General features: G+C 62.5%; 25 protein-coding genes. 17 read left to right on the forward strand and 8 right to left on the reverse strand.

Going from position 1 to position 23,224, the window contains the following annotated elements; translation table 11 throughout:
* The first annotated feature begins 78 nt into the window (after positions 1 to 78).
* The 6 genes from ACCD05_RS00055 to ACCD05_RS00080 all read left to right on the forward strand — a co-directional run bounded on the left by ACCD05_RS00055 (position 79) and on the right by ACCD05_RS00080 (position 6,136).
* A complete protein-coding gene (locus ACCD05_RS00055; protein WP_413390368.1) occupies positions 79 to 1,095 on the forward strand; it encodes an ABC transporter substrate-binding protein in 1,017 nt (338 codons plus the stop codon).
* A 66-nt stretch (positions 1,096 to 1,161) separates the two neighbouring features.
* Complete coding sequence (locus tag ACCD05_RS00060; RefSeq protein ID WP_413390370.1) at positions 1,162 to 1,992, forward strand: ABC transporter ATP-binding protein; 831 nt, start codon at positions 1,162 to 1,164, stop codon at positions 1,990 to 1,992.
* Entirely contained in the window at positions 1,992 to 2,834 is an 843-nt protein-coding gene (locus ACCD05_RS00065; protein WP_413390372.1) for an ABC transporter permease, read from the forward strand. The genes ACCD05_RS00060 and ACCD05_RS00065 overlap by 1 nt, the downstream gene beginning before the upstream one ends.
* The gene (locus ACCD05_RS00070) at positions 2,834 to 4,147 is read left to right on the forward strand and encodes a cytosine deaminase (RefSeq protein WP_413390374.1); all 1,314 of its coding nucleotides are present in this window, start codon (positions 2,834 to 2,836) and stop codon (positions 4,145 to 4,147) included. Before ACCD05_RS00065 ends, ACCD05_RS00070 begins: the two co-directional genes overlap by 1 nt.
* Position 4,148: 1 nt before the next feature.
* On the forward strand, positions 4,149 to 5,558 hold the full coding sequence (locus tag ACCD05_RS00075; protein WP_413390376.1) for an FAD-binding oxidoreductase: 1,410 nt from the start codon (positions 4,149 to 4,151) through the stop codon (positions 5,556 to 5,558).
* Entirely contained in the window at positions 5,555 to 6,136 is a 582-nt protein-coding gene (locus ACCD05_RS00080) for an NAD(P)H-dependent oxidoreductase (protein ID WP_413390378.1), read from the forward strand. The genes ACCD05_RS00075 and ACCD05_RS00080 overlap by 4 nt, the downstream gene beginning before the upstream one ends.
* Before the next feature lie 14 nt (positions 6,137 to 6,150).
* Here the strand turns inward: ACCD05_RS00080 and ACCD05_RS00085 are convergent, their stop codons facing one another.
* The 5 genes from ACCD05_RS00085 to ACCD05_RS00105 all read right to left on the reverse strand — a co-directional run bounded on the left by ACCD05_RS00085 (position 6,151) and on the right by ACCD05_RS00105 (position 8,237).
* Positions 6,151 to 6,423, reverse strand: a complete 273-nt coding sequence (locus ACCD05_RS00085) for a hypothetical protein (RefSeq protein WP_413390380.1) — start codon at positions 6,421 to 6,423, stop codon at positions 6,151 to 6,153.
* Positions 6,424 to 6,780: a hypothetical protein gene (locus ACCD05_RS00090; protein ID WP_413390382.1), complete on the reverse strand. Its 357-nt coding sequence runs from the start codon at positions 6,778 to 6,780 to the stop codon at positions 6,424 to 6,426.
* Positions 6,781 to 6,786: 6 nt separating this feature from the next.
* Positions 6,787 to 7,011: a DUF2188 domain-containing protein gene (locus ACCD05_RS00095; RefSeq protein WP_081993036.1), complete on the reverse strand. Its 225-nt coding sequence runs from the start codon at positions 7,009 to 7,011 to the stop codon at positions 6,787 to 6,789.
* A 76-nt stretch (positions 7,012 to 7,087) separates the two neighbouring features.
* Positions 7,088 to 7,477, reverse strand: coding sequence for a RidA family protein (locus ACCD05_RS00100; protein ID WP_413390385.1), 390 nt, complete (start codon positions 7,475 to 7,477; stop codon positions 7,088 to 7,090).
* A gap of 55 nt (positions 7,478 to 7,532) precedes the next feature.
* Positions 7,533 to 8,237 (reverse strand): GntR family transcriptional regulator, encoded by a 705-nt coding sequence (locus ACCD05_RS00105; RefSeq protein ID WP_413390387.1) that lies wholly within the window; start codon positions 8,235 to 8,237, stop codon positions 7,533 to 7,535.
* A gap of 299 nt (positions 8,238 to 8,536) precedes the next feature.
* Here ACCD05_RS00105 and ACCD05_RS00110 point away from each other — a divergent pair, with 299 nt between their 5' ends.
* From ACCD05_RS00110 to atzF, 10 genes are read left to right on the forward strand one after another with little or no spacing between them, the layout of a single operon-like run.
* A complete protein-coding gene (locus ACCD05_RS00110) occupies positions 8,537 to 9,661 on the forward strand; it encodes a BMP family ABC transporter substrate-binding protein (RefSeq protein WP_111561510.1) in 1,125 nt (374 codons plus the stop codon).
* Positions 9,662 to 9,679: 18 nt separating this feature from the next.
* Positions 9,680 to 10,819 (forward strand): ABC transporter permease, encoded by a 1,140-nt coding sequence (locus tag ACCD05_RS00115; RefSeq protein WP_413390389.1) that lies wholly within the window; start codon positions 9,680 to 9,682, stop codon positions 10,817 to 10,819.
* On the forward strand, positions 10,819 to 11,745 hold the full coding sequence (locus ACCD05_RS00120; protein WP_111561508.1) for an ABC transporter permease: 927 nt from the start codon (positions 10,819 to 10,821) through the stop codon (positions 11,743 to 11,745). Before ACCD05_RS00115 ends, ACCD05_RS00120 begins: the two co-directional genes overlap by 1 nt.
* A gap of 42 nt (positions 11,746 to 11,787) precedes the next feature.
* The gene (locus ACCD05_RS00125) at positions 11,788 to 12,804 is read left to right on the forward strand and encodes a formamidase (protein WP_413390391.1); all 1,017 of its coding nucleotides are present in this window, start codon (positions 11,788 to 11,790) and stop codon (positions 12,802 to 12,804) included.
* A gap of 12 nt (positions 12,805 to 12,816) precedes the next feature.
* Positions 12,817 to 13,518 carry a cysteine hydrolase family protein gene (locus ACCD05_RS00130; protein ID WP_413390393.1) on the forward strand — a complete coding sequence of 234 codons (702 nt, stop codon included), beginning with the start codon at positions 12,817 to 12,819 and terminating at the stop codon, positions 13,516 to 13,518.
* Entirely contained in the window at positions 13,518 to 14,570 is a 1,053-nt protein-coding gene (locus tag ACCD05_RS00135) for a ring-opening amidohydrolase (RefSeq protein WP_413390395.1), read from the forward strand. Before ACCD05_RS00130 ends, ACCD05_RS00135 begins: the two co-directional genes overlap by 1 nt.
* A 1-nt stretch (position 14,571) precedes the next feature.
* Positions 14,572 to 16,122 carry an ABC transporter ATP-binding protein gene (locus ACCD05_RS00140; RefSeq protein WP_413390397.1) on the forward strand — a complete coding sequence of 517 codons (1,551 nt, stop codon included), beginning with the start codon at positions 14,572 to 14,574 and terminating at the stop codon, positions 16,120 to 16,122.
* Positions 16,122 to 16,790 (forward strand): cysteine hydrolase family protein, encoded by a 669-nt coding sequence (locus tag ACCD05_RS00145; protein WP_413390399.1) that lies wholly within the window; start codon positions 16,122 to 16,124, stop codon positions 16,788 to 16,790. Before ACCD05_RS00140 ends, ACCD05_RS00145 begins: the two co-directional genes overlap by 1 nt.
* Positions 16,783 to 17,136, forward strand: coding sequence for a cupin domain-containing protein (locus ACCD05_RS00150; RefSeq protein ID WP_413390401.1), 354 nt, complete (start codon positions 16,783 to 16,785; stop codon positions 17,134 to 17,136). The genes ACCD05_RS00145 and ACCD05_RS00150 overlap by 8 nt, the downstream gene beginning before the upstream one ends.
* Positions 17,133 to 18,953: an allophanate hydrolase gene (atzF, locus tag ACCD05_RS00155; protein WP_413390404.1), complete on the forward strand. Its 1,821-nt coding sequence runs from the start codon at positions 17,133 to 17,135 to the stop codon at positions 18,951 to 18,953. Before ACCD05_RS00150 ends, atzF begins: the two co-directional genes overlap by 4 nt.
* Positions 18,954 to 18,977: 24 nt before the next feature.
* Here atzF and ACCD05_RS00160 read toward each other — a convergent pair whose 3' ends face one another.
* The 3 genes from ACCD05_RS00160 to metG are packed head-to-tail and all read right to left on the reverse strand — an operon-like array spanning position 18,978 to position 22,159.
* Positions 18,978 to 19,811 (reverse strand): MBL fold metallo-hydrolase, encoded by an 834-nt coding sequence (locus tag ACCD05_RS00160; protein ID WP_047510482.1) that lies wholly within the window; start codon positions 19,809 to 19,811, stop codon positions 18,978 to 18,980.
* Positions 19,812 to 19,815: 4 nt separating this feature from the next.
* Positions 19,816 to 20,598, reverse strand: a complete 783-nt coding sequence (locus ACCD05_RS00165) for a TatD family hydrolase (RefSeq protein WP_413390406.1) — start codon at positions 20,596 to 20,598, stop codon at positions 19,816 to 19,818.
* Between the two features lie 7 nt (positions 20,599 to 20,605).
* On the reverse strand, positions 20,606 to 22,159 hold the full coding sequence (gene metG, locus ACCD05_RS00170) for a methionine--tRNA ligase (RefSeq protein ID WP_413390408.1): 1,554 nt from the start codon (positions 22,157 to 22,159) through the stop codon (positions 20,606 to 20,608).
* A 269-nt stretch (positions 22,160 to 22,428) separates the two neighbouring features.
* On the opposite strand from metG, the gene ACCD05_RS00175 reads away from it, so the two are divergent.
* Positions 22,429 to 23,223 carry a sulfite exporter TauE/SafE family protein gene (locus ACCD05_RS00175; RefSeq protein WP_413390410.1) on the forward strand — a complete coding sequence of 265 codons (795 nt, stop codon included), beginning with the start codon at positions 22,429 to 22,431 and terminating at the stop codon, positions 23,221 to 23,223.
* The last annotated feature ends 1 nt before the right edge of the window (position 23,224 follow it).

Below are 23,224 nucleotides of genomic sequence, written 5' to 3' on the forward strand. Positions count from 1 at the left end.
ACAGCAAAGCAATCGCTCAAATGAAAGAAATGGAGCGCTGTCGAAGACGCTCCCTGGCCTCAAAGGGGAATGGCTGACATGTCCAATGCATTGAAGACGATGGCTTTTACGACGCTGCTCGGTCTCGGAACGGCGCTTTGCGCGGCCGCTCCTTCCTACGCGCTCGACAAGGTGAGCTACGGGACCAACTGGCTGGCGCAGGCAGAACATGGCGGCTTCTACCAGGCGGTCGCGGACGGCACTTACGCCAAGCACGGTCTCGATGTGACGATCGTTCAGGGTGGGCCGAATGCGGCCAACTCGGCGCTGCTGATCTCCGGCAAGATCGACTTTTACATGGGCAGTTCGCAGGGTGAACTGACGGCCGTCGAGCAGGGTATTCCGCTGGTCGATGTCGCGGCGATCTTCCAGAAGGATCCGCAGGTGCTGATCGCGCATCCCGATGCCGGCGTCGAGAAGTTCGAGGATCTCGCCAAGCTCAACGCGCTGTTTCTCGGCAAGGATGGCTATCTGACCTTCTTCGAGTGGATGAAGGCCAACTATTCCGGCTTCAAGGACGAGCAGTATAAGCCGTACAATTTCAACCCCGGCCCCTTCATCGCCGACAAGTCCTCGGCGCAGCAGGGTTATCTGACATCCGAGCCCTACGAGATCCAGAAGCAGACGGGCTGGGAGCCGAAGGTCTTCCTGCTCGCCGACAACGGCTACAGCCCCTACTCCACGGCGATCACCACGACGCAGGCGATGATCGACGGCAAATCCGACGTGGTGCAGCGCTTCGTCGACGCCTCGATCGAGGGCTGGTACAATTATCTCTATGGCGACAATGCCAAGGCCAACGAGTTGATCAAGAAAGACAATCCCGAGATGACCGATGGTCAGATCGCCTATTCCATCGCCAAGATGAAGGAATACGGGATCGTCGAGTCCGGCGAGGCGCTGGACAAGGGCATCGGCTGTATGACCGACGCGCACTACAAGAAATTCTTCGACGAGATGGTCGGCATCAAGGTGCTGAAGGCCGACACGGATTACACCAAGGCGTTCACGACCAAATACGTCTGCAAGGGCGTGGGCATGGCGTTGAAGAAGTAAGTCGGGCTTCCTCCTCTCCTGTGTGGAGACGAGGCCCATTGCATACCCAGGAAACGAACGGACCTCATGACTTCATCGCAGCCCAACCCGTCAGCGACACCAGCCGAAGCGCGCAGGCGGCCGCTCGTTGCGATGAAGCAGGTCTCGAAAATCTTTTCCAGCGGCACGGTCGCGCTTTCCGGCATGAGCTTGACGGTCGAAAGCGGTGAATTCATTAGCCTGCTCGGGCCATCCGGCTGCGGCAAGTCGACGGCGCTGCGGATCATGGCCGGGCTCGGCGACGTGTCATCCGGGACGATCGACTGGCCGAGCTCGCGCATCAATTCGCGCGGCCTGCCGGAGGGCGATATCAGCTTCGTGTTCCAGGAGCCGACGCTGATGCCCTGGAAGAACGTGTTCGACAATGTGCACCTGCCGTTGAAGCTGCGCGGTGTATCGAAAGCTGCGGCGCGGGCCGAGATCATGGCGGTGCTTGCGACCGTCGGGCTGCAGGATTTCGCCGAGGCCTATCCGCGCGAGCTCTCGGGCGGCATGAAGATGCGCGTGTCGATCGCACGCGCGCTGGTGACGAAGCCAAAGCTGCTTCTGATGGATGAGCCCTTCGCGGCGCTTGATGAAATAACCCGGCAGAAGCTGAACGACGACGTGCTGCGGCTCTGGAAGGAGACCGGCATCACGGTGATCTTCGTCACGCATTCGGTGTTCGAATCCGCCTACCTTTCCAACCGCATCGTCGTCATGAAGGCGCGGCCGGGACGGGTGCATGCCGATCTGCCGCTCGTCACCAGCCTCGAGCGCGATGCGCATTACCGCACCTCCGAGGAATACCGCCAGGCTTGCGAGACGGTCTCGCACTCGCTGATCGGCGCGATCAACGCCGCGAAGGAAGACCACTGATGGCCGATATCGCTGAGACACCCGCCATCGAGGTTGCCAAGCCGCTCAATGCGCGCCGCCGCGATCTGGCGCTGCGGATCCTCGTTCCGGTGTTGACGGTTGCGGCGCTGGTCGTGATCTGGTGGCTCTATGTCAAGCTGTCTGGCGTGCCGCCCTATATCCTGCCGGGTCCGGCGGCGGTCGCCAGTGCCTTCGTCAGCGATTGGGGAACGCTCGCCCCTGCCCTTTGGGTCACCACCAAGATCACCTTTATGTCGTTGATCCTGGCACTGATCGGCGGCGTCGGCTTCGCCGTCTTTTTGGTCCAGTCGCGCTGGATCGAGATCGCGTTCTATCCGCTGGCGGTCATCCTCCAGGTAACCCCTGTCGTGGCGATCTCGCCGCTGATCCTGATCTATGCCCCGTCGACACAGGTGGCGCTGCTCATCTGCGCCTTTCTCGTCGCCTTCTTCCCGATCCTGTCGAACATGGTGCAGGGGCTGAAGAGCGTCGATCACAACCTGATCAACCTCTTCGAACTCTATGGCGCCTCGCGCTGGCAGACTCTGCTCTATCTGAAGCTGCCGGCCGCCCAGCCCTATTTCATGACGGGCCTCAGGATCGGCGGCGGACTGGCGCTGATCGCAGCCGTCGTTGCCGAATTCGCGGCGGGCTCGGCGGGTGCCGGATCGGGGTTGGCCTTCCGCCTGCTCGAGGCTCAATACCGCATGAACATCCCTCGCCTCTTCGCCGCCCTGCTCATGCTATCGCTGCTTGGCGTGGCGATCTTCGCGGTCACCTCATTCATCTCCTGGCTCAGCCTGCACCGCTGGCATGAGAGCAGCCTGAAGCGGGAAAACTGATGACTTATTCCTTCATGTCGCCGCCCAATTCCGCACGCTTCGTGCTCAGCCATGCGACGCTGCCCGATATCGCCGTCGAGGGTTACGAGGGTGTCTCAGTCGAGGGGCTGGTGAAGGCCGATCTCGTCATCGAGGACGGGCTGATCGCCGCGATCCTGCCGCCCGGTTCGGCGCCGCAGGAGTTGGCGAAATCCGACATGCGCGACGGCATGATCTGGCCATGTTTCGCCGATGTCCACACGCATCTCGACAAGGGTCATATCTGGGCGCGCAACAGCAATCCAGATGGCACCTTCATGGGCGCGCTGACCTCAGTCGGCGTCGACCGCGCGACGCACTGGAATGCCGCCGATGTGCGCAAGCGGATGGAGTTTTCGCTGCGCTCGGCATACGCGCACGGCACCAGCCTGATCCGCACGCATCTGGATTCGCCCTCTCCGCAGCATCGCATCTCGTTCGAGGTCTTCGCCGAGGTGCGCGACGCCTGGAAGGACAAGATCGCGCTGCAGGCGGCGGCCCTGTTTCCAATGGACGACATGGTCAACGAGGCCTACTTCGCCGAACTTGTCCAAATCGTTCGCGACACCGGCTGCCTGCTCGGCGGCGTGACGAAGATGAGTGCGGATCTCACCTGGCAGCTCGACACGCTGCTGAAGGCCGCCGCCGACAATGGGCTCGACGTCGACCTGCATGTCGATGAGACCGACGATCCTGGTGCCGAGACGCTGAAGGCGATCGCCGAGGCGGTGCTGCGCAATGGTTTCACCGGCAAGGTGACGGCCGGGCATTGCTGCTCGCTCGCGCGGCAGGACGACGAGCTCGCCAAGCGCACCATCGACCTGGTGCAAAAGGCAGGAATTGCAATCATTTCCCTGCCGATGTGCAACATGTACCTTCAGGACCGTTATCCTGATCGCACGCCGCGCTGGCGTGGGGTGACGCTGTTCAAGGAGCTCGATGCCGCCGGGGTGCTGACGGCCGTCGCCTCCGACAATACGCGCGATCCCTTCTATGCCTATGGCGATCTCGATCCGGTCGAGGTGTTCCGCGAGGCGGTGCGCATCCTGCAGCTCGATCACCCGCTCGACAGCGCCGCGCGCGTCGTGACCACATCGGCCGCCGATATCGCAGGGCGCCCTAACATGGGCCGCATCGCTGTCGGCCTGCCCGCCGATCTCGTGCTTTTCAGCGCCCGGCGCTGGAGCGAATTTCTATCCCGTCCGCAAGCCGACCGCGTGGTGCTACGCCGCGGCAAGGTCATCGACCGCAGCCTGCCGGATTACCGTGAACTCGATAGCGTCATTGGAGCCTGACATGCCGGATTACCAGAAGATCAAACAGGAACTCGAAGGCATCGCCATCGAGGACAATCCGGCGCTGGTGCGCCAGAAGAGCCGGGACTTCTATTGGTACTCCCCCGTGCTGAAGGCGCAGCTCGACGGCGTCACCGCCGATCTGGTGGTCACGCCGAAGAACGAGGCGGAGGTCATCCAGACGCTGAAGGTGGCGTTCGCCCATGGCGTTCCGGTCACCCCGCGCGGTGCCGGCACCGGCAATTACGGCCAGGCCATGCCGCTCTCCGGCGGTATCGTTCTCAATCTGGCGGCCATGGACCAGATCAAGCAAATCCACCCGGGCCGGGTGATCTGCGAGCCCGGGATCATCATCGCCCAGCTCGACAAGCAGACCAAGGCGCATTCCGGCCAGGAGCTGCGCTTCCACCCATCGACGGCGCAGACGGCGACGATCGGCGGTTTCATTGCCGGCGGTTCCGGCGGTGTGGGGTCGATCACCTGGGGTGGCCTGCGCGATATCGGCAACATCATCCGGCTGCGGGTGGTGACCATGGAGGCCGAGCCGCGCGTGCTGGAGCTCACCGGTTGGGACCTGCAGAAGGTCAGCCACGCCTATGGCACCAACGGTATCATCACCGAGATCGAGATGCCGCTGGCTCCCGCCTACGACTGGGTCGACGTACTGGTTGGATACGACCAGTTCATGGACGGCCTGCGCTACGCCGATGCGCTGGCGAAGTGCAACGGCATCCTGACCAAGGAGATCGCCCCGATCGCGGCCCCCATCCCCTACAGCTACTTCACCCGCCACAAGCCCTATATCCGCGAAGGGCAGTCCGTCGTGGTGGTGATGGTGGCACCGCATTCGATCGACGCCTTCGCCGCGTTCACGGCCTCGCAGAAGGGCGAGATCATCTTCCGCTCCGACAAGGTCGAGAGCATGAAGGGCATTCCGCATGCCTATGAGCTCGCCTGGAACCACACGACGCTGCGCGCGCTCAAGGTCGATCCCGAATACACCTATCTGCAGGTCCAGTACCCCGGCCCCGATCATGTGGCGAAGGTCGCCAAGATGGTCGAGATCTTCGGCGACGAGGTGCCCGGCCATCTCGAATTCATCAAGTTCGACGGGCAGATCCAGTGCTCGGGCCTGCCGCTGGTGCGCTACACGACGGAGGAGCGGCTGGAGGAGATCATCAAGATCCACCAGGACCATGGCTGCCCGATCTTCAATCCGCACCGCTATACGCTCGAGGAAGGCGGCATGAAGCAGACGGACAAGGTGCAACTCGCCTTCAAGCATGAGACCGATCCGAAGGGTCTGCTGAACCCCGGCAAGATGATCGCCTGGGAGAACCCCGATTTCGATTTCTCCGCCGGCCAGAACTATCTGTTCCCGGGCCTGGCCTCGGTGATGGAGAGCGCATGAGGGTTCTCGTCCTTCACTCGCATCCGGTGGAATCGAGCTACGGCAAGGCGCTCTATCAAAAGACGCTGGAGAGCCTGAAGGCGGCCGGTCACGAGGTCGATGCCTGCGACCTCTACGCCGAGGAGTTCGATCCGGTTCTGTCGCGGCATGACCGGTTGGTCTACCACGACTATCCCGAGAATACCGAGCTAGTGAAAGACCATGTCCAGCGGCTGAAGCGTGCGGAGGGACTGGTTATCGTCACCCCGATCTGGAACTTCGGCTTTCCGGCAATCCTCAAGGGCTATTTCGACCGCGTCTGGCTGCCGGGCGTGTCCTTCGAACTGGTGGACGGGAAGGTCGAATCCCGTCTGCGGCATATCCGCAAGCTCGGCGCGGTGCTGACCTATGGAGCCACCCCGTTCCGCGCCTTCGTCGCCGGCAATCCGCCGAAGAAGATCGTCAAGCGGGTGCTGAGGGCGCAGATCAACCCCGTGCGCCCGGTGACCTTTCTCGCACACTACGACATGAACAACTGCACGGAAGAAACGAGGGCGGCGTTCATGGGGAAGGTCGGGACGGCGATGGGGCGGTTCTAGTCAAGCTGCGCCGCTTACAGTGGCTTGCCCTGCTCGACCCACAGGCTCATCGAACCAAGAAGTTCCTTTGTCGGATAGTCTTGAATATCATCGTCCGAAAAGCCGGCGGCCAGTTGCCGCTCGTAGTTCCACTCCTGAAAGTCGACATATGCACCGAGGATCTTCTTCGCCCCTGGTGCATCGATTTCTGCTTCGCTGGCCAGCCAATTGCGAACCTTCCTGACGGCCTTCTGATAGTCCCCATCGTGTATGTCGATATCGCAACCGGCAAGATCGGAAATCGACACCTAGTGCCTGTATCTTTTCTCTTCCAGGATCAGGATCTTTTTCTGTTCGCGCCCCTGACCAAAATACTGCCGGCAGCCGTAATCGATGCCGAGTTCGAAGGGCATGTTCAGCCGATAATGCTCTCCGACGATCTTTGCCTGAGATCGGCTGAGGTCGTGGACCGAATATTTCGAACCTTCGATTAGCCCCAGGATCTTCATCAATCGATTTTCGGCGCCATCATTACGTTCGGTCGCCAGCCGGGGTGTAAATCCGAGGTAGACCATGCAGAACATCACCGCCTGCAAGATGGGTTCATAGTCTTCATCAAAAGGGCAATTTACAAATATGCTTTTGTCAAAAGGTGGTGGCTCCATATGAGTTCAACCTTTTGGGGGAAATGGGTCGCTTCCGTAAGAATTGCGCTCTCTGATACGCCCATCCCGGCCATGGATGTAAAGCTCGGTCTGCTGATTGCGCGCTATCTCGCGGGCCTTATCGACAGCCTCTCGCTGGGTGTCGTAAGTGCCGGAAGCACGGGATGCCCCAGCCTTTCGAACACTCCATTTCTCGCCATTAGGAACGACATGCTGACCTTTTTTCGACATGATGGCTTCCTTCCGTCAAGTCCACAGATCTAAGGTAATCGATGGTTGTGGTGCAGCCAATATGGACCGAAAATTTTTATGCCACCTTCGCCGCCGTCACCTCGACCTCGACCAGAAACTCCGCCCGCGTAAAGCCGCCGACGACGAGCAACGTGGAGACGGGCTTGGGGTCGAGCGTGTAGCGGTCGCGCACGGCCATGTAGGCCGGGAAGTCCTCGCGGCGGGTCACGAAGCCGGAGATGCGGATCACGTCCGCATAGGTCATGCCGGCCTCCTCCAGGATCGCGCCGATCGCCTTGAAGCAGAGTTCCGCCTGGGCGGTGACGCCTTCGGGAATGGTGTCGTCAACGGCGATACCGAGCTGGCCTGAGGTTACCAGTAGCGAAGCCCCTGGCGGCACGAGGAGGCCGTGATTGTAGTTGCCGAAGGGCTTGCGAACAGATGGGGGATTGATCGCGTTCTTCATGAAAACCTATATTTCACAATTATTTATGGTGCATTGCTGATATCCAACGGGAAGATCACTCCGCCTTGTCGGACGCGAATACAATACTGGCATCGCTGACGATGGCAACATGCGAAAAGGCGGCCTGGCTGGCTGCGGCAGCGTCGCCGCGCATGATCGCCGTGACGATGACGTCGTGCTCGTCATAGGACTTGGCGAGGCGCCCGGGGAGCCGGAATTGCGCCCGACGAAACGGTGCCAGGCGTGCCCGGGTCTGGGTCACCATTTCGTAGATATGGTCGTTGTGGGCGCCGCGATAGAGGCGGGTGTGAAACTCCGTATTGTGGGCGGCGTAGTCTTCCTGGGCGTTGGCGTGGACCAATCTGGCCGATGCGCGATGTTCGAGCTCGAGCGCGTGGCGCTCATCGACAGTCATGCGCTCCGCGGCCAGCCGTGCGCAAATGGCTTCCAGCTCCGACATGGCCTCGAACATGGAGTGCAGATAGGCTTCCGTGACATTGGCGACCACGGCGCTGCGGTTGGGCTCGCGATCGACAAGGCCCATGGCGCCCAATTCGCGCAAGGCCTCGCGCACCGGCGTTCTGGAGACGTCGAAACGGACAGCAAGGGAGAGTTCATCCAGCCGTTCGCCGGGATGCATGACGCCGGTGACGATCATGTCCGCGATGGCGCGCACCATCTGCTCGACGGTGGTGCCTGTGCGTATGATCTGTTTGCGCCTGATCTGCTTCACTTCCAAACTCTGTATTTCACATTGCATACAGATGAACGGCGAAACACAGAAAGTCAAATAATTATATATTTGCAGTATCTTATGGACTTATCTGAACGTCGCCGTGCAGCATTTTTTCGTTATTATCAGATACATACGATGACTTTTCAGACATGGATGCATTTTTAATCACATCCGGATTGCAATCTGCATACAGTTTACGCGCTGCCTCCTCCCCTCTTTTGAAAAGCAGGCAATAACAATGGGTTAAAATCTGGCACGGCCATTGCATGCACTTTTTCCCGCAACCATTTGTTTGACGCGGCCTTGCCGCAGGGAGAATCGCAATGACCAAGCTCCTTTCCATGAATCGCCGCCATTTCCTCCAGGCTTCCGCCGCCGGTGCGCTGGCGATGACACCGGGCCTGATGGCGGGTCGCGCCATGGCGCAGACCGCGCTCACCGTCGGCTTCATCTATGTCGGCCCGAAGGACGACTACGGCTATAACCAGGCGCACGCCGAGGGTGCCGCCGCCGTCAAGGCGCTCGAAGGCGTCACGGTCGTCGAAGAAGAAAATGTGCCTGAAACCGTCGATGTCCAGAAGACGATGGAATCGATGATCAATCTCGATGGCGCGACCCTGCTCTTCCCGACCTCGTTCGGCTATTTCGACCCCCACATGCTGGCCATGGCCGCGAAATATCCCGACATCCAGTTCCGCCATTGCGGTGGCCTCTGGCAGGAGGGCAAGAACCCGATGAATACCGGCTCCTATTTCGGCTATATCGGCCAGGGCCAGTATCTGAACGGGATCGCTGCCGGTTACGCCTCGAAGAGCAAGAAGATCGGCTTTGTCGCCGCCAAGCCAATCCCGCAGGTGCTGCAGAACATCAATTCCTTCCTGCTCGGCGCGCGCTCTGTCGATCCCGCCATCACCTGCCAGGTGATCTTCACCGGCGAATGGTCGCTGGCCGTCAAGGAAGCCGAAGCCACCAATGCGCTGGTCGACCAGGGCGCCGACGTCATCACCTGCCATGTGGACAGCCCGAAGGTGGTGGTCGAAACCGCGGCCGGTCGCGGCGCCTTCGTCTGCGGCTACCACGCCAACCAGAGCCCGCTGGCGCCCGAGAAGTACCTCACCGGCGCCGAATGGGCCTGGGGCAACGTCTACACCGATTTCGTCAAGAAGGCGCAGGCCGGCGAGAAGCTCGGCAATTTCGTGCGCGGCGGCCTGAAGGACGGCTTCGTCAAGATGAGCCCGCTCGGGCCGGCCGTTTCGGCCGAAGCCCGCACCAAGTTCGAGGCCGTCCATGCCGAGATCATGAGCGGCAAGTTCTCGGTCTTCAAGGGACCGATGAAGGACAACAAGGGCAACGTCATCGTCGCGGCCGACAAGGCGCTCGCCGAGGACGCGATCGAGCTCGAGAGCATGGACTATCTGGTCGAGGGCGTCGTCGGATCCACGGCTTAAGCCAGAGGGAGAAGCGTCATGACAATCGAGGCGAACAATCCATCCCTATCGCCTGCAATCTCCGATACGCCGGCGCGGTCCTTCCTGGGGCCGTTGCTGGCATGGCTGGCGCGGCGGGCGGAACCCGTCGTCATCAGCCTCGGCGCGATCCTGGTCGGTCTGGCGCTTTTCTCGCTCTTCATCATGGCGGTCGGCAAATCGCCGGCCGTGCTTTTCCAGCTCATGTATACCGGCGGCTTCGGCAGCTGGTTTTCGGTGCAGAATAGCCTCAGCCGTTCCGCGCCGCTGCTCCTGACCGCGCTCTGCGTGGCGCTGCCGGCGCGGCTGGGCCTGACCATCATCGGCGGCGAGGGAGCCGTCGTGCTTGGTGGCGTTGCGGCCGCGGCAATCGCCCTTCCCTTCATCGGCACCCTGCCCGCCATTCTGGTGCTGCTTCTGATGGCAGCGGCGGCCATGGTGGTCGGCGGCATCTGGATCGGCTTCGCGGGCTTCCTGCGGCACTATCGCGGGGTGAACGAGACGATCTCCTCGCTGCTGCTCGCCTATATCGCGATCGCGCTGATGAACCAATTCGTCGAGGGGCCGCTGCGCGATCCAGCCAGCCTCAACAAGCCCTCTACCGCGCCGCTGCCGGCGGAGTACATGATGGGCAAGATACCGGGCATGGACGTGCACTGGGGTCTGGTGATCGGTGTCGTTGCCTGCATTGTCTCCTGGATCCTGATCGAGGTGACGAGCTACGGCTTCGCCGCCCGCATCGCCGGCGGCAATGTGCGCGCTGCGCAGATCCAGGGCTTGCCGGTGGGGCGACTGATCGTCGGCTTCACGGCGATTGCCGGCAGCTTCGCCGGGCTTGCGGGCATGATCGAGGTCGCCGCCGTCCAGGGCAGCGCCAATGCTTCGATCGCGGCCGGCTACGGCTATACCGGCATCCTCGTTGCCTTCCTGGCGCGACACAATCCGCTGGCGATCATTCCCGTGGCCATCCTTCTCGGCGGCATCGATGCCTCGGGCGGGTTGATCCAGCGGCGCATGGGCCTGCCGGATGCGACCGTGCTGGTTCTGCAGGGGACGCTCTTCGTCGTCATCCTGCTGTTCGAGACGTTCTACGGCCGCTTCAAGATCTTCAACCCCGACCTTTGGAAGAGGAACCCGTGATGGACGAGACCGGTATCGGCATATGGGGTGTACCGCTGGCGATCCTCGCCGGCGCCATCCGTGTCTCCACGCCTTTCATCTTTGTCAGCCTCGGCGAGACGATCACCGAGCGATCGGGGCGCATCAATATCGGACTTGAGGGAACGCTCGTGTTCGGTGCGATGACCGCCTACGCGGTGGCTGTCATGAGCGGGTCGGCCTGGCTCGGCGTGCTGGCGGCAATGGCGGCAGGGGCTGTCTTCGGCCTAGTGCACGGCTGGATCTGCAAGTGGCCGAAGGTCAACGACATCGCGATCGGCATCGCCATGATGCAGTTCGGCCTGGGGATGGCCTTCTTCCTCGGCAAGCCCTTCATCAAGCCGGTGGCGCCGCATCTGCCCTCGATCCCGCTCGGCGGCTGGTCGAGCCTGCCGCAGGTACAGGCTGCCTTGAACATCAATGTGCTATTCGTCATCGGCGCGCTGCTGGCGGTGGCGCTGTGGTGGGCGTTCAAGAATACCCGCGTCGGGTTGATCCTGCGCGTCGTCGGCGACAGCACGGATGCGGCACGGGCCATGGGTATCGATCCGGATCGTGTCCGCTTGCTTGCCACAGCTGCCGGCGGATCGCTGGCCGCCGTCGGCGGGGCCTATCTCTCGCTCTACTATCCTGGCTCCTGGAACGAGGGCATTTCATCCGGCCAGGGTCTGATGGCGGTGGCGCTTGTCATCTTCGCGCGCTGGAACCCGATCGGCTGCTTCCTGGCCGCGCTGCTCTTCGGCGGTGCCGGCGCGCTTGGCCCCGCCCTGCAATCGGTCGGTGTCACACAGGGCTACTACCTGTTTTACGCGGCGCCCTACGTGCTGACGCTCGCCATCCTGATCGCCACCTCCTCGCCCACCCGCTCGCTTGCGGGTGCGCCGGGCGCCCTGTCACTGACGAAATAAGTCACTCACCCAGTAATTCTGTTTTGAAATAGGGATTTAGCCATGAACGGTCTCGGCGGCCTCAACAAATCCGAACACGGCGTCGGCATCGGCCTCGTGCAGCTCCAGCTTCCGGTAACCGTCACCAAGGAGGATCTGGCGCGGCAAACGCAGGTGATCGTCGATCTCGTGGCCAAGGCGCGGCGCAACCAGCCGGGCATGGATCTCGTCGTGTTCCCCGAATATGCGCTGCACGGGCTGTCGATGGATATCAACCCCGAGATCATGTGCCGGCTGGATGGGCCTGAGGTCGCGGCGTTCAAGAAGGCGTGCCTGGACAACCGGATCTGGGGCTGCTTCTCGATCATGGAATTCAACCCCGGCGGCATGCCCTATAATTCCGGCATCGTCATCGACGACACGGGCGAGTTGAAGCTCTATTATCGCAAGATGCATCCCTGGGTGCCTGTCGAGCCGTGGGAGCCGGGCAATCTTGGCATTCCCGTCATCGATGGCCCAAAGGGCGCCAAGCTGGCGCTGATCATCTGCCATGACGGCATGTTTCCCGAGATGGCGCGGGAATGCGCCTACAAGGGCGCCGAGATCATGATCCGCACGGCGGGCTATACCGCGCCGATCCGCGACAGCTGGAAGTTCACCAACCAGTCCAACGCCTTCTGCAACCTCATGGTCACAGCGAGCGTGTGCATGTGCGGCTCGGACGGCACCTTCGACAGCATGGGCGAAGGCATGATCTGCAATTTCGACGGCTCGATCATCGCCCACGGCACATCCGGCCGCGTCAACGAGATCATCACCGCCGAAGTGCGTCCCGACCTGGTGCGCGAGGCGCGGCTCGGCTGGGGCGTGGAGAACAACATCTACCAGTTTGGCCATCGCGGCTATGTCGCTGTCGAGGGCGGCGCGGGTGACGCGCCCTACAGCTACATGCACGACCTGATCGCTGGCCAATACAAGCTGCCCTGGGAGGCGGACATCAAGATCACCGACGGCACCTCCTGTGGCTTCGACAAGCCGGCGAGGCGCTATGGCGAAACATTCAAGCTTGCGGGCGAATAGAGGAGACGGACGATGGACATGATGACCGAGGCAAAAGAGCACTACGTCAAGGCCGATCCCTACCCCTGGCCCTATAACGGCGCGTTGAGGCCCGACAACACGGCGCTCATCATCATCGACATGCAGACCGACTTCTGCGGCAAGGGCGGCTATGTCGATCACATGGGCTACGACCTCGCGCTCGTGCAGGCGCCGATCGAGCCGATCAAGGCGGTGCTGACGGCGATGCGCGCCAAAGGTTATCACATCATCCACACCCGCGAAGGCCACCGGCCTGACCTCGCCGACCTGCCGGCCAACAAGCGCTGGCGCTCGCAGCGGATCGGCGCGGGCATCGGCGACGCCGGGCCTTGCGGCCGCATCCTGGTGCGCGGAGAGCCGGGCTGGGATATCATTCCGGAACTCTATCCTCTCGACGGCGAAGTGATTATCGACAAGCCGGGCAAGGGCTCTTTCTGCGCCACGGATCTGGAACTGATCCTCAACCAGAAGCGCATCGAGAACATCATCCTCACCGGGATCACCACCGACGTCTGCGTCTCCACCACCATGCGCGAGGCCAATGATCGCGGCTTCGAATGCCTGCTGCTGGAGGATTGCTGCGGCGCTACCGACTATAACAACCACCTCGCCGCCATCAATATGGTGAAGATGCAGGGCGGCGTGTTCGGCTCGGTTTCCAATTCCAAGGCTCTGATCGAGGCGCTCGTCTGATGCCATCGATGCGTGCCCAGGTCTTTCGCGTGCCGGCCGACGGGCCGGATGATGTCTCCGGCGTCGAGGCGCTGTTTGCTGCCGGCCTGAAGCCGGAAAGTGTGGTCGCCATCCTCGGGAAGACCGAAGGCAACGGGTGCGTCAACGATTTCACCCGCGGCTACGCGACATCGAGCTTCGAGGCGCTGTTTCGCCGCCACGGCGTCGAGGGCGTGTCGATCGTCATGTCCGGCGGCACGGAAGGAGCGCTTTCGCCGCACTGGACGGTGTTTGCCCGCGAGGAGACCGAAGCGCCGGCAACGCGGTCGCTGGCGATCGGGGTGGCCCGGACGCCTGCCCTACCCTCGCATGATCTCGGGCGTCGTGCACAGGTGCTGATGGTGGCCGATGCCGTGAAGACCGCGATCCAGGATGCCGGGATCGAGGATATGGCGGACGTGCATTTCGTGCAGATCAAGTGCCCGCTGCTTACCACGCAGCGGATCGCCATGGTGGAAGCGTCAGGCAAGACGGTCGCCACGCGCGACACGCTGAAATCCATGGGGCTTTCGCGCGGTGCCTCTGCGCTGGGCGTCGCGGTGGCGCTCGGCGAGCTCGACGCGGACGAGATCACCGATGGGGATATCGGCACGCGCCAGGAGCTTTATTCGCGCTGCGCCTCGGCGTCGGCTGGCGTCGAGCTTTTGGATCACGAGATCGTCGTGCTCGGCATGAGCTCCAAGTGGTCCGGTCCGTTCCAGATTGACCATGCTGTCATGCGCGATGCAATCGATGTGCAATCGGTCAAGGCAGCCTATGCGCGGCTACCTGCGGGCAAGCTCGCGGCGGTGCTGGCCAAGGCGGAGCCGGATCCGAGCGGTCAGGTGCGCGGCAACCGGCACACCATGCTCGGCGATTCCGACATATCCGGCACACGCCATGCCCGCGCCTTCGTCGGCGGCGTGCTCTCTGGCGTGTTCGGGATGACCGATCTCTACGTCTCGGGTGGCGCCGAGCATCAGGGGCCGCCGGGTGGCGGTCCCGTGGCAATCATCGTCGAAAAGGAGACCTGAAGTGAGCATAGTCCGCGACACGCCTCTTCCGCAGGCCGGCAAGGCCGTCGGCATCCAGACCCTCGACATGACCATGCGCTTCGGCAGTTTCACGGCACTCGACCATGTCTCGGTCGACATCCCGGCCGGCAGCTTCCATGCGCTGCTCGGCGAGAACGGCGCCGGCAAGTCGACGCTGGTGAAATGCATCATGGGTTTCTACCATCAGACCTCCGGCTCGCTCTCGGTGGATGGCCGCGAGGTGGCGGTCGCCTCGCCCAAGGATGCGGCGACTTATGGGCTCGGCATGGTCTACCAGCACTTTACGCTGGTGCCGTCGCTGACGGGCGCCGAGAACCTCGTCATCAGCCGCGCCGCAGTGCCCGCGATCATCAACTGGGGCAAGGAGCGCAAGGACCTTGCGGCCTTCATGGAGCGGATGCCATTCAAGATCCCGCTCGACAGGCCGGTGAGCGAACTGGCGGCCGGTGAGAAGCAGAAGCTGGAGATCGTCAAACAGCTCTATCTCGGCCGCTCCTTCCTGGTGCTCGACGAGCCGACCTCGGTGCTGACGCCTGCCGAGGCCGACGAGATGCTCGGGCTAGTGCGCGGGATGACCGAACGCGGTGAACTGACCGTGCTGATGATCTCGCACAAATTCCACGAAGTCACCAAGTTCGCGGATGCCGTCTCCATTCTCCGGCGCGGCAAGCTGGTGGGATCAGGCAAGGTCGGTGAACTCTCGACGGCTGATATGGCGGCGATGATGATCGGCGACGTGAAACTTGCGGAGCTCGACACGCGCGTGCCAGTGTCTTCCGCCGCCAAGCCGGTTCTCAAGGTCGAGAAGGTGAAGGCGCCGGATCGGTCCGGGCTGAAGACGATCGAGATCGACAACCTGACGGTGCGATCCGGTGAGATCGTTGGGATCGCCGGCATTTCGGGCAATGGCCAGAAGGAGCTGACCGAAATCCTCGCCGGCCAGCGGCCAACCGATGCGGGCACGGTTGAGGTCAATGGTGACGCCTATGGCGCGACGCGGCCGGAAACGCGGCGCAACAATGTGCGCTTCATCCCCGAGGAGCCGCTGCAGAACGCTTGCGCGCCGAAGATGACGGTCAGCGAAAACCTCGCCTTCCGCACCTTCGATCTGAAGGCCGACGGCAAGGATGCGATCTGGCTCAGCAAGGGCAAGATGCGCAAACGCGCCAGCGACCTGATCGCCGATTTCAAGGTCAAGACCGCATCGTCCTCCTCGCCGATCGCGGCGCTCTCCGGCGGTAACGTGCAGCGGGCGGTGCTGGCGCGGGAACTCACCGGCGAGGTCGATCTGCTGATTGTGTCCAACCCTTGCTTCGGCCTCGATTTCTCGGCCGTGGCGGAGATCCGCGCGCGGATCATGCGGGCGCGCAATTCGGGTGCGGCCGTGCTGCTGCTGTCCGAGGATCTCGATGAACTGCTGGAGATGTCCGACCGGATCATGGTGATCTCGGAGGGCAAGCTGGTCTACGAGACGCCGGCGCTGGCTGCCGACATCTCCGTGATCGGCGCGCATATGGCGGGGCATCACTGATGGCTGAGATCAAGGCGCAACCGTTTGATTTTCCTTTCCGAAAACAGGAGATCGCGCTCGTCGTCATCGACATGCAGCGCGATTTCGCCGAGCCCGGCGGCTTCGGCGCCAGTCTCGGCAACGATGTCGGTCCCATCACCAGGATCATCCCCGACGTCAAGCGACTGATCCAAGGGTTCCGCGATGCCGGGCTGCCGGTCATTCACACGATGGAGTGCCACCGGCCTGACCTCTCGGACCTGCCCATCGCCAAGCGCAACCGGGGCAAGCCGAGCCTGAGGATCGGCGACGAGGGGCCGATGGGGCGCATCCTGATCGCGGGCGAGCCGGGCACGGCGATCCTGCCGGAACTCGCGCCTGTTGATGGCGAAGCCGTCATCGAGAAGCCGGGCAAAGGTGCCTTCTACGCGACCGAACTCGGCGATGTGCTGAGGGAAAAAGGCATCACGCAGCTGGTGTTTGCGGGCGTGACGACCGAGGTCTGTGTGCAGACGACGATGCGCGAGGCCAACGACCGCGGTTACGAATGCCTGCTCTGCGAGCAGGCGACGGAAAGCTATTTTCCGGAATTCAAGGAAGCCGCCATCGCGATGATCCGCGCCCAAGGGGCGATCGTCGGATGGACGGCCGATATCGATGACATATTGGAGACGATCAGCCATGCCTGAGACAACGCGCGAACTGCTGACATCGGGTGGGTGGAAGGACCTAGCCTTCGGACCGTTTCGCGATGGCGTGACCATTCATTGGATCAAGCCTTTCGAGGGCGACCAGCCGGGCGTGGCACTGTTGAAATACGAGGCCGGCGCTTCCGTGCCTCGGCATCGGCATGAGGGGCTGGAGACGATCCTGGTGCTTGACGGCGTCCAGTCGGACGAGGCTGGCGACTATGGCAAGGGGAGCTATGTGGTCAATGCTATCGGCACCGAGCATTCGGTCTGGAGCGACACGGGCTGTGTGGTGCTCATCCAGTGGGATCGGCCGGTGAAAATCCTCGAGGAGGCCGTAGCATGAGCACGCCCGCGTTCGATATCGCTTCGCTGCACGCCTTCTATGCCGGCGGTGGCACGGTGGCTGAGATCATCGGTCAGGTGTTCGCGCGGATCGCCGCCGTCGATGATCCCGGTATCTTTTTACATCTCGCCGATCGCCAATCGCTGCTGGCGGAAGCGGCCGCGCTCGGAACCTTCGATCCGGTGACAAAGCCGCTTTGGGGCATTCCCTTCGCTGTGAAGGACAACATCGACGTGGCCGGCATGCCGACGACGGCCGCCTGCCCCGATTATGCCTATCACGCGACCCGTGACGCGACCGTGGTGCGGCTGCTCAGGGAAGCAGGAGCGCTTATTGTCGGCAAAACCAATCTCGACCAGTTCGCAACCGGCCTTGTCGGTGTTCGTTCGCCCTATCCGATACCGCGCAATGCGATCGATCCGACGCTGGTGCCTGGTGGTTCCAGCTCCGGCTCGGCGGTGGCCACCGCTCAGGGGATCGTCAGCTTCGCGCTGGGGACGGATACCGCCGGCTCCGGCCGCATTCCGGCCGGGCTCAACAATATCGTCGGGCTGAAGCCAAGCGTCGGCGCTCTGTCGACGACTGGCGTCATTCCCGCCTGCCGGACGCTGGACTGCGTGTCGATCTTCGCACTTTCCGTCGATGACGCCTGGCACGTCTTCAGCGTCGCCGCCCGGGAGGATGGCGATGACGCCTATTCGCGCGCGGTGCCGGCGACGGGTTACGGACGGTTGCCGCCGATGCTTTCGATCGGCGTGCCCGCGAAGGCGGATCTGCGTTTCTTTGGCGACGCTGTCATGGAGGCCTCCTACGAGGATGCGCTCGACATGCTTCAAGGTCTTGGTCATCGGATCGTCGAAGTGCCGTTCGTCGATTTCTACGATGTTGCCAACCTGCTTTACGAGGGCGCCTGGGTGGCGGAGCGTTATGCGGCGGTGAAGGATTTCTTCGATACGAGTGAAGCAAGCTTCCACCCGGTTACCCGCAAGATCTATGGCGCGGCGAAGACGCTGACGGCGGCGGATGCGTTCAACGGATTTTATGCGCTGCAGGCGATGAAGCGGAAGCTCGCGCCCGTGATTGCCTCCGTCGATCTCTTCTGCGTGCCGACGGCTCCAAGCCACTATACGCTCGCCGATCTCGCCGCCGAGCCGATCCGCGAAAATTCGCGGTTGGGCACCTATACCAACTTCGTCAACCTGCTCGACATGTGCGGCATCGCGGTTCCCACCGGCAAACGTTCGGACGGCCTGCCGGCGAGTGTCACGCTGCTCGCGCCTTTCGGGCGGGACGGGCTGACGGCGTCGCTCGCCCGCGACATCCACCGCGCCTCCGGCCTGACGATGGGCGCAACCGGTTGGTCGTTGCCGAGTGCCGGGCAGCCGGATGCGGAGATTGAGCCCGGGATCGACATCGTCGTGGTCGGGGCGCATCTCTCGGGGATGCCGCTCAACGGTCAGCTGCGCGAGCTCAACGCAAGCTTCATGCGCGAGGCGCGGACGACGGATGGCTACCGCCTTTATGCGCTCGCAGGCCAGGTTCCCGCCAAGCCGGGGCTTATCCGTGTCGAAGCCGGCACCGGAGGCGCAATCGATGTAGAGGTGTGGCGGTTGACGCCGGATGCCTTCGGCCGCTTCGTGGCCGCCATTCCCTCGCCGCTCGGGATCGGCAGCATTTCGCTTTCGGACGGGACCGAATTGAAGGGGTTTCTGGTCGAGGCGGCGGCGATCTCCGGCGCGGCCGATATCACCGCCTATGGCGGCTGGCGCAGCTACGTCGAGGCAGGATCGCAGCAGAAGGCCGGCGGCGCGCGATGATATCGCGCGTTGAAGCGCGTGGGCTTAGGCCCCGCGCTCCAGGCTTTCCAGCTCGATCTCGAAGCTCATCTGGTCGTAGGCCGGAACGACATGTTCAGGCGTCTCGGTCATGACGGTGTCGTAGTCGAGCGGCGTGTGCATGTGGGTGAGGATGGCGCGCTTCGGCTGCAGGCGGCCGATCCATTCCAGCGATTGCTCCAGCGACAGATGGCTCGGGTGGTAGCGGTATTGCAGCGCGTCGATGATCAAGACATCGAGGCCTTGCAGCTTCGGCACGGTTTCCGGTGGGAAGTCGCTGATATCGCTGCAATAAGCGACATCGCCGATGCGGAAGCCGAGCGAGGTGATGTCGCCGTGCTGCTGTACGTGCGGGCGCAATGAGATCGCACCGCCCGCGCCGGTGATATGAACAGGCTTGTCGAGATCGCGGATCACTCTTGCCTCGACGATCGGCGGATAGTTGCTGCCGGGTGGTGTTTCCAGGCAATAGCCGAAGCCCTGGCGGATGCGGTCCATGGTCGCTTCGTCGGCATAGATCGGCACGCGCTGCTGCGCACCGAAATAGTAACCGCGCAGGTCGTCCAGCCCGTGAATATGATCGGCGTGCGGATGCGTGTACATCACGGCGTCGATATGCCCGACCTTGGCCGCAATCATCTGCTCGCGAAAATCCGGTCCGGTATCGATGACGACAGTGGTGACGCCGCCGTTGGCGTCATATTGCTGGATCATGAACGAGGCGCGGGTGCGCCTGTTTTTCGGATTGTCGGGATTGCAGGCGCCCCAGTCGCCGGTGATGCGCGGAACGCCTGGAGACGACGAGCAGCCGAGAATGGTGAACCGCCGCCTGTAGCCCACCGTGTCAGATCCTCGGCATCTTGGAGAAGCAGCGGAAGGCATTGTCCGTCGTGATCGCGGCCATCTCGGCGTAGCTAAACCCAAGCGTCTCGGCCAAGACTTCGGCCGTGTTGACGACATAGGACGGCTCGTTGCGCTTGCCGCGCCAGCGCTTCGGCGCGAGATAGGGCGCGTCGGTCTCGACCAGCAGGCGATCGTGCGGGATGGTGGCGGCGATGTCGCGCAGCTCCTGCGACTTCGGGAAGGTCAGGATGCCGGAAAACGAGATGTAGCCGCCGAGCTCGACGCCAACGCGCGCAAGATCGGCACCCGCCGAGAAGCAGTGCAGGATGAAGGGGAAGGCGCCCTTGCCCGTTTCCTCGGTCAGGATCGCGGCCATATCCTCGTCGGCGCTGCGGCTGTGGATGACCAGCGGCAACTTCGTTTCGCGGGCCGCCTCGATGTGGCGCAGAAAACCGGTCTTCTGGTCCTCGGGCTTCTGCGTGTCGTAGAAGTAATCGAGACCCGCCTCGCCGATCGCCACGACTTTTTCATGCGCATTCGCCAGACGGATCAGGTCTTCGGCCTGGATATCCAGCTCTTCGTCGGCACTGTTGGGATGCGTGCCGACGGAGCAGAAGACGGACGGATACTTCTCGGTGATCGCGAGCAGACCGTCCAGCTTGCGGACACGCGTGGAGATCGTCACCATCTGCTTGACGCCACTGTCGTGAGCGCGCTTGACGATCTCGTCGCGCTCCTCCTCGAAGTCGGCGAAATCCAGGTGGCAATGGGTATCGATCAGCATCTCAGCCTCACGCCTGCGGCGCGACGTAGCGCGGGAAGACCGGCGTCGGCGCTTCCAGCGGCGTGCCCGAAACCAGGCGGCCCGCTTCACCGAGAGCCGTAAAGTCGCGTTTGTCGGCGGCGGCACCCACGAGGTCGAGCATCTTTTCAGCGGAGCCCGGAACGAATGGCTGCAGCAGGATGGCGATCTGACGAACGACCTCGGCCGTAACGTAAAGCACGGTCTCCATGCGGGCTGGATCGGTCTTCTTCAGCGCCCAGGGCTGCTGGCCGGCAAAATAGCGGTCGGTCTCGGACACGACTGCGATGATCGACGTCAGCGCGCGATGGATGAGCTGCTTGTCCATGTCCTCGCGCGTCGAGGCGAGTAGCGCATCGGCGGCTGCCAGCATCGCCTTGTCTTCGTCGGTCAGCGGACCGCAGACGGGGATCTTGCCGTCGCAGTTCTTGACGATCATCGACAGCGAGCGGCTGGCGAGGTTGCCGATACCGTTGGCGAGGTCGGCGTTGATGCGGGTGCCGATCGCCTCTTCGCTGCAATTGCCGTCATGGCCAAAGGAGATTTCGCGCATCAGGAAGTAGCGTATCGCGTCGAGGCCGAAATGCTCGATCAGCTCGAACGGATCGAGCACGTTGCCGAGCGACTTCGACATCTTCTCGCCGCCCTTGGCCAGCACGAAGCCATGCGCGAAGACGCGCTTGGGCAGCGGCAGCTTGGCCGACATCAGGAAGGCAGGCCAGTAAACGGCATGGAAACGAATGATGTCCTTGCCGATGATGTGGACGTCGGCCGGCCAATACTTGGCGCGCGGGCCGTTCTTGTCCTCGAGGTAGCCGGTGGCTGTGAGATAATTGGTCAGCGCGTCGACCCAGACGTACATGACGTGTTCCGGATCATTCGGCACCTTGATGCCCCAGTCGAAGGTGGTGCGCGAGATCGACAGATCCTTGAGGCCGGACTTGACGAAGGAGATCACCTCGTTGCGGCGTTCGGCCGGACCGATGAAATCGGGCTCGGCTTCATAGAGCGCCAGCAGCTTATCCTGATATTCTGAGAGCTTGAAGAAGTAGCTTGCCTCTTCCACCCACTCGACAGGCGTGCCCTGCGGTCCGTAGCGCACGCCATCGGCGCGCAGCTCGGTCTCGTTTTCCTGGTAATAGGCCTCGTCGCGTACCGAGTACCAGCCCGCATAGCTGTCCTTGTAGATGTCGCCGGCATCGGCCATCAGGTTCCAGATGTTTCGCGACGTCTCGTGGTGACGCTCCTGCGTGGTGCGGATGAAGTCGTCGTTCGAGGCGTTGAGGAGCTTGGCCATCGCCTGGAATTCGCCGGAGTTACGGTCGGCGAGTTCCTGCGCGGTGATGCCTTCGGCGCGGGCCGTCTGCTGCATCTTCTGGCCGTGCTCGTCGGTGCCGGTCAGGAAGAACACGTCCTTACCGTCGAGGCGCTGGTAGCGCGCCATGGCATCCGTCGCGATCAGCTCGTAGGCGTGGCCGATGTGCGGCTTGCCGTTCGGGTAGGAAATCGCGGTGGTGATGTAGAAGGGTGTCTTGTCTGTCATGGCGGCCATTCTCGTGCGGCTTATTCTTTGAAATCTATATGCCGCTCCTTAGCGCATGTGGCGGCGAAGCGAAACAGTAAGTTTGGAAAGCGACGCCTCCAACACGCAGCAGTGCAATCTTCGTGACCGCCGCGCGCTTGACTCGTTTTTTTCCACATTCTACCCAAGGGAACCATCGAACAGGGTTCCGCAAACGTGACATCAGCCGTCCCCCGCGCCTACCGCTTCCACGTAGGCTTATTGCATGCAGGCTTGGGGCCTGCGATTTGATGTTCTCCCATTTCGATCCGCTTTATTCGCTCTCGGGTTTCTTCGTCGGCGCGCTTGTCGGCATCACCGGCGTCGGTGGCGGCTCACTGATGACGCCGTTGCTGGTGCTTCTGTTCGGCGTCCATCCGGCGACCGCCGTCGGGACCGACCTGCTCTACGCGGCCGTCACCAAGAGCGCCGGCACCGCGGTTCACGGGATGCACGGGCGCATCAACTGGCGGATCGTCGGCTGTCTTGCCGCCGGCAGCGTGCCGGCGGCGCTGATCATGCTGTGGCTGCTGTCGGGCGTCGACCGCAAGAGCATCGAAGTCGCGCATACGATCACGACGGCGCTTGGCTGGCTGCTCGTCATGACGGCCTTCATGCTGGTGTTTCGCAAACAGGTGCTGGCGTTCGCGCAGCGTTCCACAGGCGAGCGACGGACTCTGCGGCCGGCGACGCGTGGCATTCTCACCGTCGTGCTCGGGCTGGCGCTCGGTATTCTCGTCACGTTGACGTCGGTCGGAGCAGGCGCGCTTGGCGTCACCATCCTGCTGGTGCTTTATCCCAGGCTCGATGTGCGCGAGATCGTCGGTTCCGACATCGTCCATGCGGTGCCGCTGACGTTGATCGGCGGCATGGGCTACTGGATGATCGGCGAGATCGATTGGATCATGCTTGCGGCGCTGCTCGTCGGCTCGATCCCGGGGATCATCGCGGGCAGCCTGCTTGCGCCGAAGCTGCATGAGCGGACCATCCGCCTGGTGCTGGCTGCAACACTGGCCGTCGTCGCTTACAAGCTTCTGACTTCCTGAT

It is taken from the genome of Rhizobium sp. Rhizsp42 (assembly GCF_047304155.1).
Lineage (GTDB): Bacteria > Pseudomonadota > Alphaproteobacteria > Rhizobiales > Rhizobiaceae > Rhizobium.

What these genes read in the sequence shown, in the direction of transcription:
- ACCD05_RS00115 (WP_413390389.1), top strand. Translation starts at nt 9,680, where the DNA reads ATGACAATCGAGGCGAACAATCCATCCCTATCGCCTGCAATCTCCGAT.
- ACCD05_RS00090 (WP_413390382.1), bottom strand. Translation starts at nt 6,780, where the DNA reads ATGGAGCCACCACCTTTTGACAAAAGCATATTTGTAAATTGCCCTTTT.
- ACCD05_RS00125 (WP_413390391.1), top strand. Translation starts at nt 11,788, where the DNA reads ATGAACGGTCTCGGCGGCCTCAACAAATCCGAACACGGCGTCGGCATC.
- ACCD05_RS00075 (WP_413390376.1), top strand. Translation starts at nt 4,149, where the DNA reads ATGCCGGATTACCAGAAGATCAAACAGGAACTCGAAGGCATCGCCATC.
- ACCD05_RS00065 (WP_413390372.1), top strand. Translation starts at nt 1,992, where the DNA reads ATGGCCGATATCGCTGAGACACCCGCCATCGAGGTTGCCAAGCCGCTC.
- ACCD05_RS00070 (WP_413390374.1), top strand. Translation starts at nt 2,834, where the DNA reads ATGACTTATTCCTTCATGTCGCCGCCCAATTCCGCACGCTTCGTGCTC.
- ACCD05_RS00145 (WP_413390399.1), top strand. Translation starts at nt 16,122, where the DNA reads ATGGCTGAGATCAAGGCGCAACCGTTTGATTTTCCTTTCCGAAAACAG.
- ACCD05_RS00060 (WP_413390370.1), top strand. Translation starts at nt 1,162, where the DNA reads ATGACTTCATCGCAGCCCAACCCGTCAGCGACACCAGCCGAAGCGCGC.
- atzF (WP_413390404.1), top strand. Translation starts at nt 17,133, where the DNA reads ATGAGCACGCCCGCGTTCGATATCGCTTCGCTGCACGCCTTCTATGCC.
- ACCD05_RS00095 (WP_081993036.1), bottom strand. Translation starts at nt 7,011, where the DNA reads ATGTCGAAAAAAGGTCAGCATGTCGTTCCTAATGGCGAGAAATGGAGT.
- ACCD05_RS00165 (WP_413390406.1), bottom strand. Translation starts at nt 20,598, where the DNA reads ATGCTGATCGATACCCATTGCCACCTGGATTTCGCCGACTTCGAGGAG.
- metG (WP_413390408.1), bottom strand. Translation starts at nt 22,159, where the DNA reads ATGACAGACAAGACACCCTTCTACATCACCACCGCGATTTCCTACCCG.
- ACCD05_RS00175 (WP_413390410.1), top strand. Translation starts at nt 22,429, where the DNA reads ATGTTCTCCCATTTCGATCCGCTTTATTCGCTCTCGGGTTTCTTCGTC.
- ACCD05_RS00130 (WP_413390393.1), top strand. Translation starts at nt 12,817, where the DNA reads ATGGACATGATGACCGAGGCAAAAGAGCACTACGTCAAGGCCGATCCC.
- ACCD05_RS00105 (WP_413390387.1), bottom strand. Translation starts at nt 8,237, where the DNA reads ATGCAATGTGAAATACAGAGTTTGGAAGTGAAGCAGATCAGGCGCAAA.
- ACCD05_RS00150 (WP_413390401.1), top strand. Translation starts at nt 16,783, where the DNA reads ATGCCTGAGACAACGCGCGAACTGCTGACATCGGGTGGGTGGAAGGAC.
- ACCD05_RS00135 (WP_413390395.1), top strand. Translation starts at nt 13,518, where the DNA reads ATGCCATCGATGCGTGCCCAGGTCTTTCGCGTGCCGGCCGACGGGCCG.
- ACCD05_RS00055 (WP_413390368.1), top strand. Translation starts at nt 79, where the DNA reads ATGTCCAATGCATTGAAGACGATGGCTTTTACGACGCTGCTCGGTCTC.
- ACCD05_RS00120 (WP_111561508.1), top strand. Translation starts at nt 10,819, where the DNA reads ATGGACGAGACCGGTATCGGCATATGGGGTGTACCGCTGGCGATCCTC.
- ACCD05_RS00080 (WP_413390378.1), top strand. Translation starts at nt 5,555, where the DNA reads ATGAGGGTTCTCGTCCTTCACTCGCATCCGGTGGAATCGAGCTACGGC.
- ACCD05_RS00100 (WP_413390385.1), bottom strand. Translation starts at nt 7,477, where the DNA reads ATGAAGAACGCGATCAATCCCCCATCTGTTCGCAAGCCCTTCGGCAAC.
- ACCD05_RS00110 (WP_111561510.1), top strand. Translation starts at nt 8,537, where the DNA reads ATGACCAAGCTCCTTTCCATGAATCGCCGCCATTTCCTCCAGGCTTCC.